The organism is Polaromonas sp. P1_F4, assembly GCF_056405675.1.
This window is the reverse complement of the sequence record NZ_JBFUBP010000008.1, coordinates 63,430-77,055: the sequence shown is the minus strand read 5'-3', so window position 1 is coordinate 77,055 and position 13,626 is coordinate 63,430. Positions and strand designations below refer to the sequence as shown.

Below are 13,626 nucleotides of genomic sequence, written 5' to 3'. Positions count from 1 at the left end.
ACTGATTTGATCAATTGGTGAAATTTGATTCAACTTTATAACCATTTGATCAGGAAAACATGGGTGGTTTCCATGTGCTGCGCCGCAGCAAACATACCTAGGGTATGTCCCGGGTTTCCCAGTGAAAAAACTTTGGGTGCAGCGCAGCAAGCGGACTCTTTCGCGCGGCGCTGGTACATGCATTGCGATACAGGAGCACGACGCGCCGATGTGGCGAGCTGATCAAACAACCGTAAGGACAAAAGCAAATGGGTGTATCCGACGCGATGGCATTTCTGGATTTTTCCGCGCTGGCGCAAGTGCCGCTGGGCGGCGGGAAGCGCGACGTGGTCGAGCCTGCGACCGGCAAAGTGATGTGCACGGTGGGCATCGCCAACGCGGCGGATGTGGCCGCGGCCACGCGGGCGGCGGCCAACGCGCAAAAGTCCTGGGCCGCCCTGCCCCCGCGCGAGAGGGCCGACGTCTTCCGCCGTGCCGGCGCGCTGTTCCAGCAGCACTTCGACGAACTCGCGCTGTATGCCACGCGGGAGACGGGTGGCATCCTGCCCAAGGGGCAGCATGAGATTCGTGAAGCCATCACCATCTGCCACCTGGCCGCCGCCATGCCGCTGCAGCCCCAGGGCCATGTGCTGCCCAGCGTGCCGGGGCGCACCAGCATCGCCCGCCGCGTGCCGCACGGCGTGGTGGGTGTCATCTCGCCCTTTAACTTTCCGCTGATCCTGACGCTGCGCGCGGTGGCACCGGCGCTGGCTGCGGGCAATGCCGTGGTGATCAAGCCCGACACCCGCACACCGGTGACCGGCGGCCTGATGATTGCGCGCATTTTTGCGGAGGCCGGCCTGCCCAGGGATTTGCTGCACGTGTTGCCCGGCGACGCCGAAGCCGGCGAAGCTTTGGTCACCGACCCGCTGGTGCCGATGATCGCCTTCACCGGCTCGCCCGCGGTGGGCCGGCGCATCGGCGAACTCGCGGGCAAGCACCTCAAGAAGGTGTCGCTGGAACTCGGCGGCGCGAACTCGCTGATCATCCTGGACGACGCCGACCTGGACATCGCCGCAAGCAACGCCGCATGGGCCGCCTACCTGCACCAGGGCCAGATCTGCATGGCCGCCAACCGCATCCTGGTTCACCAGAGCATCGCGGCCCCGCTGCTGCAGCGCCTGGTCGCCAAGGCCACGCACCTGCCGGTCGGCGACGGCGCCACCGGCCAGGTCGCGCTCGGGCCGCTGATCGATGCGCGCCAGCGTGATCGCGTGCATGCCATCGTGCAGGACAGCATCAAGGCCGGTGCCAAGCTGGAAGCCGGCGGAAGCTATGACGGCCTGTTCTACAAGCCGACGGTACTGTCCGGCGTGAAGCCCGGCATGCGCGTGTTCGACGAAGAGACCTTCGGCCCGGTGGCCAACATCGTCACTTTCGGCAGTGACGAGGAAGCGGTCGCGCTGGCCAACAACAACAGCGGCAGCCTGGCCTGCGCCGTGATATCCCGCTCCGTGGGCCGAGCCATGGCGGTGGGGCAGCAGCTCAAGGCCGGCATGGTTCACATCAACGACCAGACCGTCAACGACGACTGCGTCAACCCCTTCGGCGGCCCCGGCATCGCGGGCAACGGCACCAGCGTGGGCGGCCCGTCCGACTGGGAGGAATACACGCAATGGCAGTGGATGACCGTCAAGGACACCGCGCCCATGTTCCCGTTCTAACGGAACGCTTCGCTTTTTCCGACTTTTTTGACTCACCACCTGAAGGAGACCTTCATGAATCCGCATACCCGGGAGGCTTTATGAGCCTGCAAGGCAAAACCATTGTCATCACCGGCACCTCGTCCGGCATCGGCGCCGAGGTGGCCAGGCTGGCGCGCCTCCAGGGCGCCACGGTCATCGGCATGGACCGCAACGATCCCAGCCTCACGCTGGACGGCTTCATCAAGGCCGACCTCGGCACCGCCACGGCCATCGATGCCGCAGTGGCCCAGTTGCCGCCGCAGGTCGATGCCCTGTGCAACATTGCCGGCGTACCCGGCACGGCCGACGGTGAGCTGGTGGCCCGCGTGAACTACCTGGGCCTGCGACACCTGACGGAAAAGGTGCTGGCGCGCATGCCACGCGGCGGCAGCATCGTCAACGTAGCGTCCATATTGGGCGCCGAATGGCCGCAGCGGTTGGCCCTGCACAAGGAGCTGGCGGCAGCCAAAGGATTTGAAGCCGGCGCTGCATGGTTGCGCGGCCACCCGGTGCCGCAGGCGACCTGCTACCAGTATTTCAAGGAAGCCCTGATCGTCTGGAACGCCGTGCAGTCGCAGGAGTGGTTCCTGGGCAAAGGCGTGCGCATGAACTGCGTGGCGCCCGGCCCGGTGTTCACGCCCATCCTGGGTGACTTCGTCGCGATGCTGGGCCAGGAGCGCGTCCAGGCCGATGCGCATCGCATGCTGCGCCCCGGCTTTGCCGACGAAATCGCACCCGTCATCGCCTGGCTGTGCAGCGACGCCGCGCGCTGGGTCAGCGGCACCAACATTCCCGTCGACGGCGGCCTGGCCTCCACCTATATCTAACTACATCTAACGCTGACACGCCGCGGGTGCGAGGGCACCCATCCCCCATTCACGCAACAACTACACATAACGAGGAGACATTCGATGAACAAGGTATTCACCCCCTTCAGGCCAGCCGCGCTGGCCTTGGCCTGCGGCCTGGCTTGCGCACTGCCGGCCCACGCCCTGGAATTGGACAACGGCGACCCCGACACCAAAATCCGGCTGGACTTCACACCCAAGTACAGCCTGGCCTGGCGGCTGAAGGACCCGTCTGCACTGCTCACCTCGCCGGCCGCCCGCAGCGATGGCGGTGTGACCAATGAAAACGACGGCGACCTCAACTTCAAGAAGGGCCTGGTCTCCAACCGCGCCGACCTGTTGACCGAATTTGACTACAGCCGCAGCAACTGGGGCCTGCGCATCAGCCACTCCGCCTGGTACGACTCGCAGTACCTGCGCGCCAATGCCAATGACGGCACGGCCGGCGTCAGCAACTTCGCCGGCCAGGCCGCCAACCAGTTCGTCCCGGCAACCCGGGAGCAGCACGGCCGCGGAGACGAATTCCTCGACGCCTTCGTCTGGGGCAAGGGATCCATCGGCAGCATGCCAGCCTCGATCCGCGTCGGCAAGCACGCGCTGCAGTACGGCGAGAGCGTGTTCTTCGGCCAAAACGGCATTGCCAACGCGCAAGGCCCGGTGGACATCGCAAAAATCGTCTCGGTGCCGAACTGGCAATTCAAGGAAGTACTGCTGCCGGTGGAGCAGATTTCCGGCACGCTGCAGGTGGCCGAGGGCGTGACGCTGGGCGGCTACTACCAGCTCAAGTGGCGGCCCAGCAAGATTCCCGGGGTCGGCAGCTATTTTTCCAACCAGGACTACATAGGCGGCGGCCGTGTCTATCTCGGCGGGCCGGTGCTGCCCACCGACACCAGCCGCGACCAGAAGCCGGGCGACAGCGGCCAGTTCGGCGCCCAGTTGCGTTGGGCGCCGGCCGGCGGCAACTATGAGTTCGGCGTGTACGCGGCACGCTACAACGACAAGACCCCGGCCGTTCCGGTGTTTGACCTGATCAACGGCAATGTGCACAACGTCTATGCCAAGGGCATCAAGACTTTTGGTGCCAGCGTCACGTCATCGATAGGACAGCTTAACTGGGCACTCGAGGGCTCGGTGCGCACCGACGCGCCACTGGCCAGCGACCCCGCCGTGCTGGGCGGTGCACCCTTCATGCCACCAGCCAACTGCGACGGATCGCCCTCCAACCCGTGCTATGCCACCGGCAAGACGGCGCACCTGAATCTGTCGGGCATTTACGTGCTCAACAAGTCCAGCCTGTGGGACGGCGGCGCCCTGGTGGCCGAACTGGCCTGGAACCGGCTCATGAGCGTGACCAAAAATCCCAGCGCCGTCGGCTTCGGCGGGCTGGATCCGAACGCAACGCGGAACGCCGCGGCGTTCCGCATGATCTTTGAGCCGCAGTACTTCCAGGTGTTGCCCGGCCTGGACCTGTCACTCCCGCTGGGCCTGGGCTACAACTTCGGCGGCCGCTCCGCAGCCGTCATCAACTTTGCCGGTGGCGCCAGCAACGCGGGCGATATCAGCGTAGGCATCAAGGGCAAATACCAGAACGTCTGGAACTTTGCCCTGAACTACACCGCCTTCTTCGGCAAGGAAAACACCCTGACCGTCACGGATCCCAGAACCCCCACCCGCATGCTGTCCTATGGGCAGAGCCTGAAAGACCGCAACTTCGTTTCCTTCACCGCTTCCCGCACTTTCTGAAAAACATTACAGAGACAACCATCATGATGCAGACCGCAAAACACTCATTGCTCGTGGCCGCCCTGCTGGCCGGCGCCATGTCCGCCCAGGCCGCCGTCACCGCCGAAGAGGCCGCCAAACTCAAATCCTCGCTGACGCCCATGGGCGCCGAGAAAGCAGGCAACAAGGACGGCAGCATCCCGCCCTGGGAAGGGGGCCTGGCCAAGGCCACGCCGGGCTACAAGAACGGCGACGCACGGCCCGACCTTTACCCCAACGAAAAACCCATCCTGTCGATCAACGCCAAAAACATGGCGCAGCACGCCGACAAGCTGACCGACGGCGTGCAGGCGCTGATGAAGAAGTACCCCGACTTCCGCATCGACGTGTACCCCACGCACCGCACCGCGGCGGCGCCGCAGTCGGTGTACGACAACACCTTCAAGAATGCCACGCGGGCAAAGACCATCGAGGGCGGCTATGGCATGGAAGGCGCTTTCGGCGGCACGCCGTTCCCGATTCCCAAGGACGGCTATGAAGCGATGTGGAACCAGCGCACAGCCTGGCGCGGCGGCAATTTTTCCATGCCGATGCGTGTGTGGGTGGTAACGTCCGACGGCAAGCGCACCATGGCCTCCGGCGGCACGCAAACCATCCGCCAGGCTTTTTACGACAAGGACGGCAGCGCCGAGAAGTTCGACGGCTACTACCAGTACGGCAAGCTGGTGGTCAACGCGCCGGGCTCCAAGGCGGGCGAGGCCATCCTGGCACTCGACGGCGTTTCGGAAGCCGCACCGCGCGGGCTGTGGCAGTACCTGGTGGGCCAGCGCCGCGTGCGCAAAGCGCCTTCCGTGGCCTATGACACGCCCGACTCGGTGACCTCGGGCATCGGTTTGTTCGATGAAGCGTTCACGCTGTTCGGCCCCATCGACAAGCACGAACTCAAGCTGATTGGCAAGAAAGAAATCTACATTCCCTACAACAACAACCGCGCAGCTTCCGCCAAGATCGAAGACCTGGTGACGCCCAACACGCTGAACCCCGCGCAGGTGCGTTGGGAACTGCACCGCGTGTGGGAAGTGGAAGCCACACTGGCTGCCGGCAAGCGCCACGTGGTACCCAAGCGCAAGTACTACATCGACGAGGACTCCTGGCAGATCGCGCTGTTCGATGGCTGGGACGCCAAAGGCCAGCTCTGGCGCACCAACTACGCACTGATGTTGACGGCACCGGACATTCCGGCCGTGAGCAACGTTGTGCTGTGGGGTGGCTATGACATGCAGACCGGCGCCTATTACCTGAACATGGCCTCCAACGAACTGCCCAAGCAGTACGAAGTGCAGCCACCGATTCCGCGCTCTTTCTTCAGCGCTGAATCACTCTCCAGCGAAGGCGCCCGCTGATGACCGGAATCGCCCGGCCTCGCGCTGCGCGCCGGGCAGTCCTTGCGGGACTGCTCGGCTGGGCGGCCGCCGCCACGCTCCCCGCGTGGGCTGTCAACAGGCCCGCCGTGTTGTCACAGCCGGCCCTGGTCACGCCCAAGGCGTCGGTCGCGGCCACACTGGCCGTGGCACGGGCCGGCGACCGGCTCGTGGCGGTGGGAGAGCGCGGCACGGTGCTGCTGTCGGATGACCATGGCGCCACCTGGCGACAGGCGCAGGTGCCTGTGCAAGCCACCCTGACGGCCGTGTGTTTCGCTGACGAACGCAACGGCTGGGCGGCAGGACATCTGGGCGTCATCTTGCGCAGCGTTGACGCCGGTGCCACCTGGGAAAAGCTGCTCGACGGCATCCAGGCGGCCGAGCTGGTGAAGCAGGCTGCGCAGCGCAGCGGCGACACCCAGGCCATGGCGCAGGCAGAGCACCTGGTGGAAGAAGGTGCGGACAAACCATTTTTTGACCTGGAGTTTGTGGATGCCCGGCGCGGCTTTGCCGTCGGCGCTTACAACCTGATGTTTGCCACCGAAGACGGCGGCAAGACCTGGACCGCCTGGGGGCCGCGGCTACCCAACCCAAAAGCCCTGCACCTGTATGGCGTGCGCGCCCACGGCCGCACGCTGGTGGTCGCCGGTGAGCAGGGCTTGCTGCTGCGCTCCACCGATGGGGGCGCCAGTTTCAACGCACTGGCGTCGCCGTACAAGGGCAGTTTTTTCGGTTTGCTGCGAACCCGTGGCGGCGGGCTGGTGGCCTATGGCCTGCGCGGCTCGGCCTACCGCTCGACAGACGAAGGCGCGCACTGGGACAAGCTCGACACCGGCGTGCCCATGGCGGTGGGGGCCGGCATGGCTTTGCCCGATGGCGGTTTTGTGCTGATGAGCCAGGCGGGTGATGCCCTGATGGGCACCGCAGGCGGGCCCAGCCTGCGGCGCATCCCGGCACGTGAACCGGTTCCCGTTTCCGGCGTTGCCCTGGCGGCCGACGGCAGCCTGGTGCTGGCAAGCCTGCGCGGCATGCGGCGCTTGCCCGCGCTGCCGGCTAATTGAAAACAACAAAGAGACACGCGCCGCCAACGGCGAAACTTTATGCACGCCGATTCCTCCCCCGCTTCCCCTTCAGATACCCAGCCCGTCGTCGCCCGGCTTGAAGATTTTGACACGCGTTCGGGCACGCTGCTTGAGCGCGCTTTTTTCAATCACCGGCCCTGGGTCATGGCGGTGTGCCTGCTGCTGACCCTCGTGCTGGGCTGGCAGGCCACCAAGCTGCAGCTCAACGCCAGTTTTGAAAAAACCATACCGACGGGCCATCCCTACATCGTCAACTACCTGACCCACAAAGCCGACCTGGGCGGCCAGGCCAATGCGTTGCGGCTGGTGGTGGAGGCCCGGCAGGGCACGATCTTCGACAAGACCTACCTCGATGCGCTGCAGAAGATCAACGACGAAATCTTTTTGCTGCCCGGCGTAGACCGGCCTTTCATGAAGTCGCTGTGGACATCCAACACCCGTTGGGTGGCCGTGACCGAAGAAGGCCTGGACGGCGGGCCGGTGATCCCCGATGCCTACGATGGCTCACCCGCCAGCCTGGCCGGGCTGCGTGCCAACGTCGAGCGCTCGGGCGAAATCGGCCAGCTGGTAGCGGGCGACTTCAAGTCCAGCATCGTGTTTGTTCCCTTGCTGGACCGCAACCCCGAAACCGGCAAGGCGCTGGACTATGGCGACCTGTCGCGCCAGATCGAAGTCCTGCGCGCCAAGCATGGCAGCGATGCACTGCAGATCCGCGTGACCGGTTTCGCCAAAGTGGCCGGCGACCTGATCGAGGGCCTGCACCAGGTGCTGCTGTTCTTCCTGCTGGCTCTCGCCATCACCAGCGCGGTGCTGTTTGCCTACACCCGCTGCGCCCGCAGCACCGCGCTGGTGGTGGCGTGCTCGCTGGTGGCGGTGGTCTGGCAGTTTGGTCTGCTGGCACTGCTGGGTTACGAGCTCGACCCTTATTCGGTTCTGGTGCCCTTCCTGGTGTTTGCCATCGGCATGAGTCACGGCGCGCAGAAGATGAACGGCATCATGCAGGACATCGGCCGCGGCACAAACCGGGTGGTGGCGGCCCGCTATACCTTCCGGCGCCTCTTCGTCGCGGGCCTGACCGCTCTGCTCTGCGATGCTGTGGGCTTCGCGGTGCTGGTCATCATCCAGATCAAGGTCATCCAGGACCTGGCCCTGATTGCCAGCATCGGTGTGGCGGTTCTGATCTTCACCAACCTCGTGCTGCTGCCCATCCTGTTGTCTTACGTGGGCGTGGCACCCGCGGCGGCGGCGCGCAGCCTGCGCCAGGAAGCATCGCAAGGGGCGCAACGTTCATGGCTGTGGGCCTTGCTGGACCACTTCACGCAAAAACGCTGGGCTACGGCAGCAGTGGTCGTTGCGGCGCTCATGGCCGCAGGCGGCTATACCATCAGCCTGCATTTGAAAATCGGCGACCTCGACCCCGGCGCCTCCGAACTGCGGCCCAGCTCACGCTACAACCAGGACAACGCCTACCAGATTGCCCACTACGCAGCGAGTGCCGACATCCTGACCGTGATGGTGACCACGCCCGGGGATAAATGCACGGCTTATGGCACGCTGGCCAAGGTGGACGCCCTGGCCTGGCAGCTTGAGCAATTGCCCGGGGTGGAGTCCACCAACTCGATGGCCGCGCTGTCCAAGCTGGCCATGGTGGGCTACAACGAGGGCAACTTCAAGTGGTTTGAGCTGCTCCCCAACGAAGGCGCTTTGGGCGGCGTGCAGACGCGCGCACCCCGCGAGCTTTTCAACCAGAGCTGTTCTTTCCTCGCGCTGTATGTCTACCTGAAGGACCACAAGGCCGAAACCCTGGCACGCGTGGTGGCTGATGTGGACCGCTTCGCGGCAGTCAACAACACCCAGGATGTCATCTTCAAGCTGGCAGCAGGCAGCGCCGGCATTGATGCGGCGACCAACATCGTGGTGGGCAAGGCGATGCGCGAGATGCTGCTGTGGGTGTATGCGGCGGTGGTCATTCTGTGCTGGGTCACCTTCCGCTCCTGGCGCGCGGTGGTGGTAGCGGTGCTGCCGCTGGTGCTGACCTCGATCTTGTGCGAGGCACTGATGGTGGGCCTGGGCATGGGGGTCAAGGTCGCCACGCTGCCGGTGATTGCGCTGGGCGTGGGCATCGGCGTGGACTATGCCCTCTATGTGCTCAGCATCACGCTGGCCCGCATGCGGGAAGGCGCCAGCCTGTCCGAAGCCTACCACCATGCGCTGCAGTTCACCGGCCGCGTGGTGCTACTCACCGGCATCACGCTGGCGCTAGCCGTTGGCACCTGGGCTTTTTCGCCGATCAAGTTCCAGGCCGACATGGGCATTTTGCTGGCCTTCATGTTTGTCTGGAACATGGTGGGGGCGCTCATCCTGCTGCCCGCGCTCGGGTATTTCCTGCTGCGGCCGGCCGTGGCCCTGCCCACGCCGGTCAATGCACGAGTGCCGGTATGAGCCTGCGTAGCGACATGCTGGCCCGCCGCACGCGCAGACTTTTTCTTGCGGCGGCGATGCTGCTGGGCGCAGCCGCGGCCGGCCACGCCGCGCCCGAGGCCCTGATCATCGGTCAGTCGTTACCGCTCACCGGCGCGGGCTTTCCGGTCGCCAACCGTGTGCTGGCCGGCGCCCGCGCGCATGTAGAGCGCGTCAACGCATCAGGCGGAATTTCCGGGCGCCGCATCGAGCTGGTGACGCTGGACGACGGCGGAGACCCACGGCGCGTGGCGGCCAATCTGCGCACCCTGGTGAGCCAGCACAAGGCGGTGCTGATCGCCAATTGCCTCGGTGAACGAGCCTGCCTTGAGGCTGCCCAGGCCACGCGCGAACTTCGCGTGCCGCTGGTCGGCCCGATGTCCGGCGCGTCGGCTTTGCGTTCTCCCGATGTCCGCCATGTTTTCAGCCTGCGGCCGGATGATGCGCGAGAGGCCGATGCACTGGTGCGCCAGCTGGCATCCATCGGCGTCACCCGGGTGGCGGTGCTGGCCGACGGTTCCGAACCGGCGCGCACCGAGGCGCTGGTGGCAGCCTTGCAACGCGACGGCCGGCAGGTCACACGCATCACCGCCGACGCGCGGCTGGCGTCCATCGAAGCGGCATTCCGCGACGTGGCCAAGGCCGCGCCGCAGGCCCTGGTCCTCAACCTGGGCAACGAGGTGCTGGATGCGCTGGGGCGGCTTCCGGCCTCAGCCTATGACAGCGTGCCGTCCACCGTCGCCACTTTGTCGACGGCGGGGCTGACGCAGCTGACACGGCTGTTCCGCAACCGGCTGGTGGGCTACACCAGCGTGGTGCCGAATCCCGAGGTGGCCCGCCTGCCCATCGTGCGCGAGCTCGAGCGCGATGCAGACGATTTCATCGGCCCCGAGGCTATGACCTTCGAAGGCCTGGAGTCCTACCTGAATCTGCGTGTCTGCACGGAGGCACTGCGCCGCGCCGGGCCCCGCGCCGACGGGCTGCGCCTCGGCGAGGCGATTGAAAGCCTTGGAGCACTGGACCTGGGCGGCTTCAGGCTCTCGTTCGGCCGGGAGCGGCACCACGCCTCGGACCATGTCGAGATCGGCATGCGCGCCCGTGACGGCAAATTGATCAGATGACACCCCCGAAGCGCCTGCGGCGCCTGCCCCTCAAGGGGGCGCCACCAGCGGCCCGGCAAAGCCGGTTCCGCGCTGGCCCTTGTACTGCAACTGTGAACCATTAAGGACTGCAATGACCACATCTGCCATTCCCACCGCGCTCGAGACGGCTCCCCTGGACCCCGCGCTAGCCGGCTTTCTGGCCCAGGCCGCTGCACAAGGCAACCCGCCGCTGGAAAGCCTGCCCCCTGCCGTCGCTCGACAGGTTTACCGCGAGCTGGCCGACACATTGGGGTTGCCGGCCCCGGCCATCGGGAAGGTGGATGACACCAGCTTTCCCGGTCCGGGCGGCCCCGTGCGCCTGCGCGTGTACAGCCCCGACACCATCGGCCCCTGGCCTGTGCTGCTGTATGCGCATGGCGGTGGTTTTGTAATCGGCGACCTGGAGACCCATGACAAGGTCTGCCGCACGCTGTGCCACCACACCGGCATGCTGGTCGTGGCGGTGGATTACCGGCTGGCGCCGGAGCACCCCTTCCCCGCCGCACCTGACGACGTCGAGGCCGCCTTGCGCTGGGTGCTGGCAAATGCATCCGCGTTGGGCGGCGACGCAAACCGTATCGTGGTGGCTGGCGACAGCGCCGGCGCGCAGCTGGCACTGGTGGCATCGCGCCGCGTGAACGCAAGGGACCTCCGCGCCCTGGGCCTGATCTACCCGGTGGCGCAGCACCCCAGCCAGCCCAGTGCCTCCTACCCGGAGAACGAGGGAAAATTTCTCACCATGGGCGTGATGCAATGGTTTATGACCAGCTACCTCGGCAAGCAGGCCGATGCGGACAAGCACCCCGACTTTGCCTTGCTGGACTCAGGCGGCCTGGCCAACCTTCCCGCCACCTGGGTCGCCACCATGGGCCACGACCCCCTGCGCGATGAAGGCCACGCCCTCGCCCAGCGCATAGACTCCGCCGGGGTAGAAGTGACGCACCGTCACTACCCCAGCGCCATTCATGCCTGTATTCATTTCACGGCCGTGTCGCCTGTCGGCCTGCGGGTCATGACGGACCTGGCGCAGTGGTTGCGCGCACGGGTGTAAAGGCTTCCGGGCTTAATCCCTCAAATCGGGTGCGGCACGTCCGCGCGCGAAGTCCACATACCAGTCCAGGCAACCGGGGTTGGCCATCGCGTCGCGGTTCACCACCTTCTCCAGCGGCTGGCCCAGCAGCAGCTTCTTGATCGGCAATTCCTGCTTCTTGCCCGAGAGCGTGCGCGGAATTTCTGGCACGGCGAAGATGTCGTTAGGCACAAAGCGCGGCGACAGCGCGGTCTTGACGGCCTGGTTCAGGCGCATCTTCATCGCTTCGTCAAGCACATGGCCGGGCCGCAGCACGACAAAGAGCGGCATATAACTTTCACGCCCAAGGTATTCGAGGTCGACCACCATGGAGTCCAATACTTCGGGCAGCGCCTCAATCGCGCTGTAGAGCTCGCTGGTGCCCATGCGCAGGCCGTGGCGATTGATAGTGGCATCGCTGCGGCCATAGATGATGCAGCTGCCCGAGGGCGTAACCTTGAGCCAGTCGCCATGCCGCCACACGCCGGGGTAGGTGTCGAAGTAGCTCGCGAGGTAGCGTTGGTTGTCCTTGTCGCCAACGAAGTAAAGCGGCATGGACGGCAGCGGCTGCGTGCAGACCAGCTCACCGACTTCATCGACAACGGACTCGCCCTTGTCATTCCAGGCCTCGACCGCGCAGCCGAGGATGCGGCATTGCATTTCGCCGGGGACCACGGGCAGTTCGCGGTTGCCGCCTATAAACGCACCGGCGAAATCAGTCCCGCCGGAAATATTGCACCACCAGATTGGTGCCCCCACGCTTTTCACTTCGTGTAATACGCTGCCCCCCGAGGGGGCTGGCGGGCCTTGGGACGGCCCGGCGGCCAGCCGCGTCCGGTTTTCCCGATCATGTAGCTTTGCGAATTGCGCTGTACCCCAGCGCTGCGTATCTTCACTCAGCGGCGAGCCCGTGGTGCCTAAAGTTCTGAGCCGGCTCAGGTCTCCGCACTGCGCGAGGTCAATGCCCGCCTTCATACAGTTGGCAAAGAAGGCCGCGCCCGCTCCGAAGAAGGTAGCGCGGGTGTTGGCGACAAAGCGCCACAGCGTGGTCCAGTCGGGCTTGTCCTTGTTCACGCCCGCCGGGTTGCCGTCGTAGATGCAGCAAGTGGTGCCGTTGAGCAGGCTGGCGGCCTGCACGTTCCACATGATCCAGCCAGTGGAGCTGTACCAGTGAAAGCGCTCGGGATTGGCCGGGTCGGCGTAGCTGGGCGCCAGGTCGTTGTGCAGGCGTAGCAACGCCAGCCCCACCAGCGCCACACCGCCGTGGCCGTGGACGATGGGTTTGGGCAGGCCGGTGGTGCCGCTTGAATAGACGATCCACAGTGGGTGGTCAAACGGCAGCCAGAGTGGCGCAAAGGCTGTAGTTTCTGCATCATTTCGTGCTGTGGCGCTTTGCAGATGTGCGCAACCAGCTATCAAATCAATAGCATTTGGATTCCCGGACAGCACCTCGTGAAGGATCACGTGCGTGACGCTGGGCAGCGCGGCGGCCAGCTCGGCCACCACGCTGCGGCGGTCGATGTCCTTTCCGCCGTAGCGCACGCCGTCGCAGGCGATCAGCACCTTGGGCTCAATCTGGCGAAAACGGTCCAGCACAGCGGGCGTGCCCATGTCGGGCGCGCACACGCTCCACACGGCGCCTATGCTGACCGTCGCGAGGAACGCGACCATGGTCTCGGGCGTGTTGGGCAAGTAGGCGGCCACGCGGTCGCCGGGCTGTACGCCCTGCGCTTTCAGGTGCAAGGCCAGCGACGCCGACTGCCGCTGCATCTCGGCCCAACCCAGTTCACGCGCTGCTTCGCCGTTCGCCAGGCTGGCTTCGCCGTGGCTGACGATGGCTGGCACGCCCGCCGTTTCGGCCGCGGCCGTGTGGCGGAACACCTGCTGCGCGTAGTTGCCCTGCGCACCGGGAAACCACTCGGCTCCCGGCATGCTGCGCCGGCCCAGCACGGCCGTGTGCGCGGTGGGCGACTGCAGTTCGAAGTAGTCCCAGATGCTTTGCCAGAAGGCGTCGAGGTCGGCGACCGACCAGCGCCACAGCGCGTCATAGTTGTCGAATGACAGGCCGCGTGTAGCCTGCAGCCAGTTTTGGTACTTGCGTATCTGGAACATGGCCGTAACCATAAACCAGGAGGGGGCGAATGCGCCCCGGTGGTAT

At 65.4% G+C, this 13,626-nt stretch carries 9 protein-coding genes; 8 read left to right on the top strand and 1 reads right to left on the bottom strand.

What is annotated here, in order from left to right; genetic code table 11:
• Positions 1–248 precede the first annotated feature (248 nt).
• The 8 genes from AC1DYQ_RS16455 (at position 249) to AC1DYQ_RS16420 (ending at position 11,450) form a co-directional block, all read left to right on the top strand.
• A complete protein-coding gene (locus tag AC1DYQ_RS16455) occupies positions 249–1,703 on the top strand; it encodes a benzaldehyde dehydrogenase (RefSeq protein ID WP_477687669.1) in 1,455 nt (484 codons plus the stop codon).
• An 80-nt stretch (positions 1,704–1,783) separates the two neighbouring features.
• Positions 1,784–2,551 carry a coniferyl-alcohol dehydrogenase gene (locus AC1DYQ_RS16450; RefSeq protein WP_477687668.1) on the top strand — a complete coding sequence of 256 codons (768 nt, stop codon included), beginning with the start codon at positions 1,784–1,786 and terminating at the stop codon, positions 2,549–2,551.
• An 84-nt stretch (positions 2,552–2,635) separates the two neighbouring features.
• Positions 2,636–4,315: a DUF1302 domain-containing protein gene (locus tag AC1DYQ_RS16445; protein WP_477687667.1), complete on the top strand. Its 1,680-nt coding sequence runs from the start codon at positions 2,636–2,638 to the stop codon at positions 4,313–4,315.
• 23 nt (positions 4,316–4,338) lie between these two features.
• Positions 4,339–5,697 carry a DUF1329 domain-containing protein gene (locus AC1DYQ_RS16440; protein WP_477687666.1) on the top strand — a complete coding sequence of 453 codons (1,359 nt, stop codon included), beginning with the start codon at positions 4,339–4,341 and terminating at the stop codon, positions 5,695–5,697.
• The gene (locus tag AC1DYQ_RS16435) at positions 5,697–6,776 is read left to right on the top strand and encodes a WD40/YVTN/BNR-like repeat-containing protein (protein ID WP_477687665.1); all 1,080 of its coding nucleotides are present in this window, start codon (positions 5,697–5,699) and stop codon (positions 6,774–6,776) included. Before AC1DYQ_RS16440 ends, AC1DYQ_RS16435 begins: the two co-directional genes overlap by 1 nt.
• A gap of 39 nt (positions 6,777–6,815) precedes the next feature.
• Positions 6,816–9,239, top strand: coding sequence for an efflux RND transporter permease subunit (locus AC1DYQ_RS16430; protein WP_477687664.1), 2,424 nt, complete (start codon positions 6,816–6,818; stop codon positions 9,237–9,239).
• The gene (locus tag AC1DYQ_RS16425; protein ID WP_477687663.1) at positions 9,236–10,378 is read left to right on the top strand and encodes an ABC transporter substrate-binding protein; all 1,143 of its coding nucleotides are present in this window, start codon (positions 9,236–9,238) and stop codon (positions 10,376–10,378) included. Before AC1DYQ_RS16430 ends, AC1DYQ_RS16425 begins: the two co-directional genes overlap by 4 nt.
• A gap of 112 nt (positions 10,379–10,490) precedes the next feature.
• A complete protein-coding gene (locus AC1DYQ_RS16420; RefSeq protein WP_477687662.1) occupies positions 10,491–11,450 on the top strand; it encodes an alpha/beta hydrolase in 960 nt (319 codons plus the stop codon).
• 12 nt (positions 11,451–11,462) lie between these two features.
• Here AC1DYQ_RS16420 and AC1DYQ_RS16415 read toward each other — a convergent pair whose 3' ends face one another.
• A complete protein-coding gene (locus AC1DYQ_RS16415) occupies positions 11,463–13,580 on the bottom strand; it encodes an acetoacetate--CoA ligase (protein WP_477687661.1) in 2,118 nt (705 codons plus the stop codon).
• Positions 13,581–13,626 lie beyond the last annotated feature (46 nt).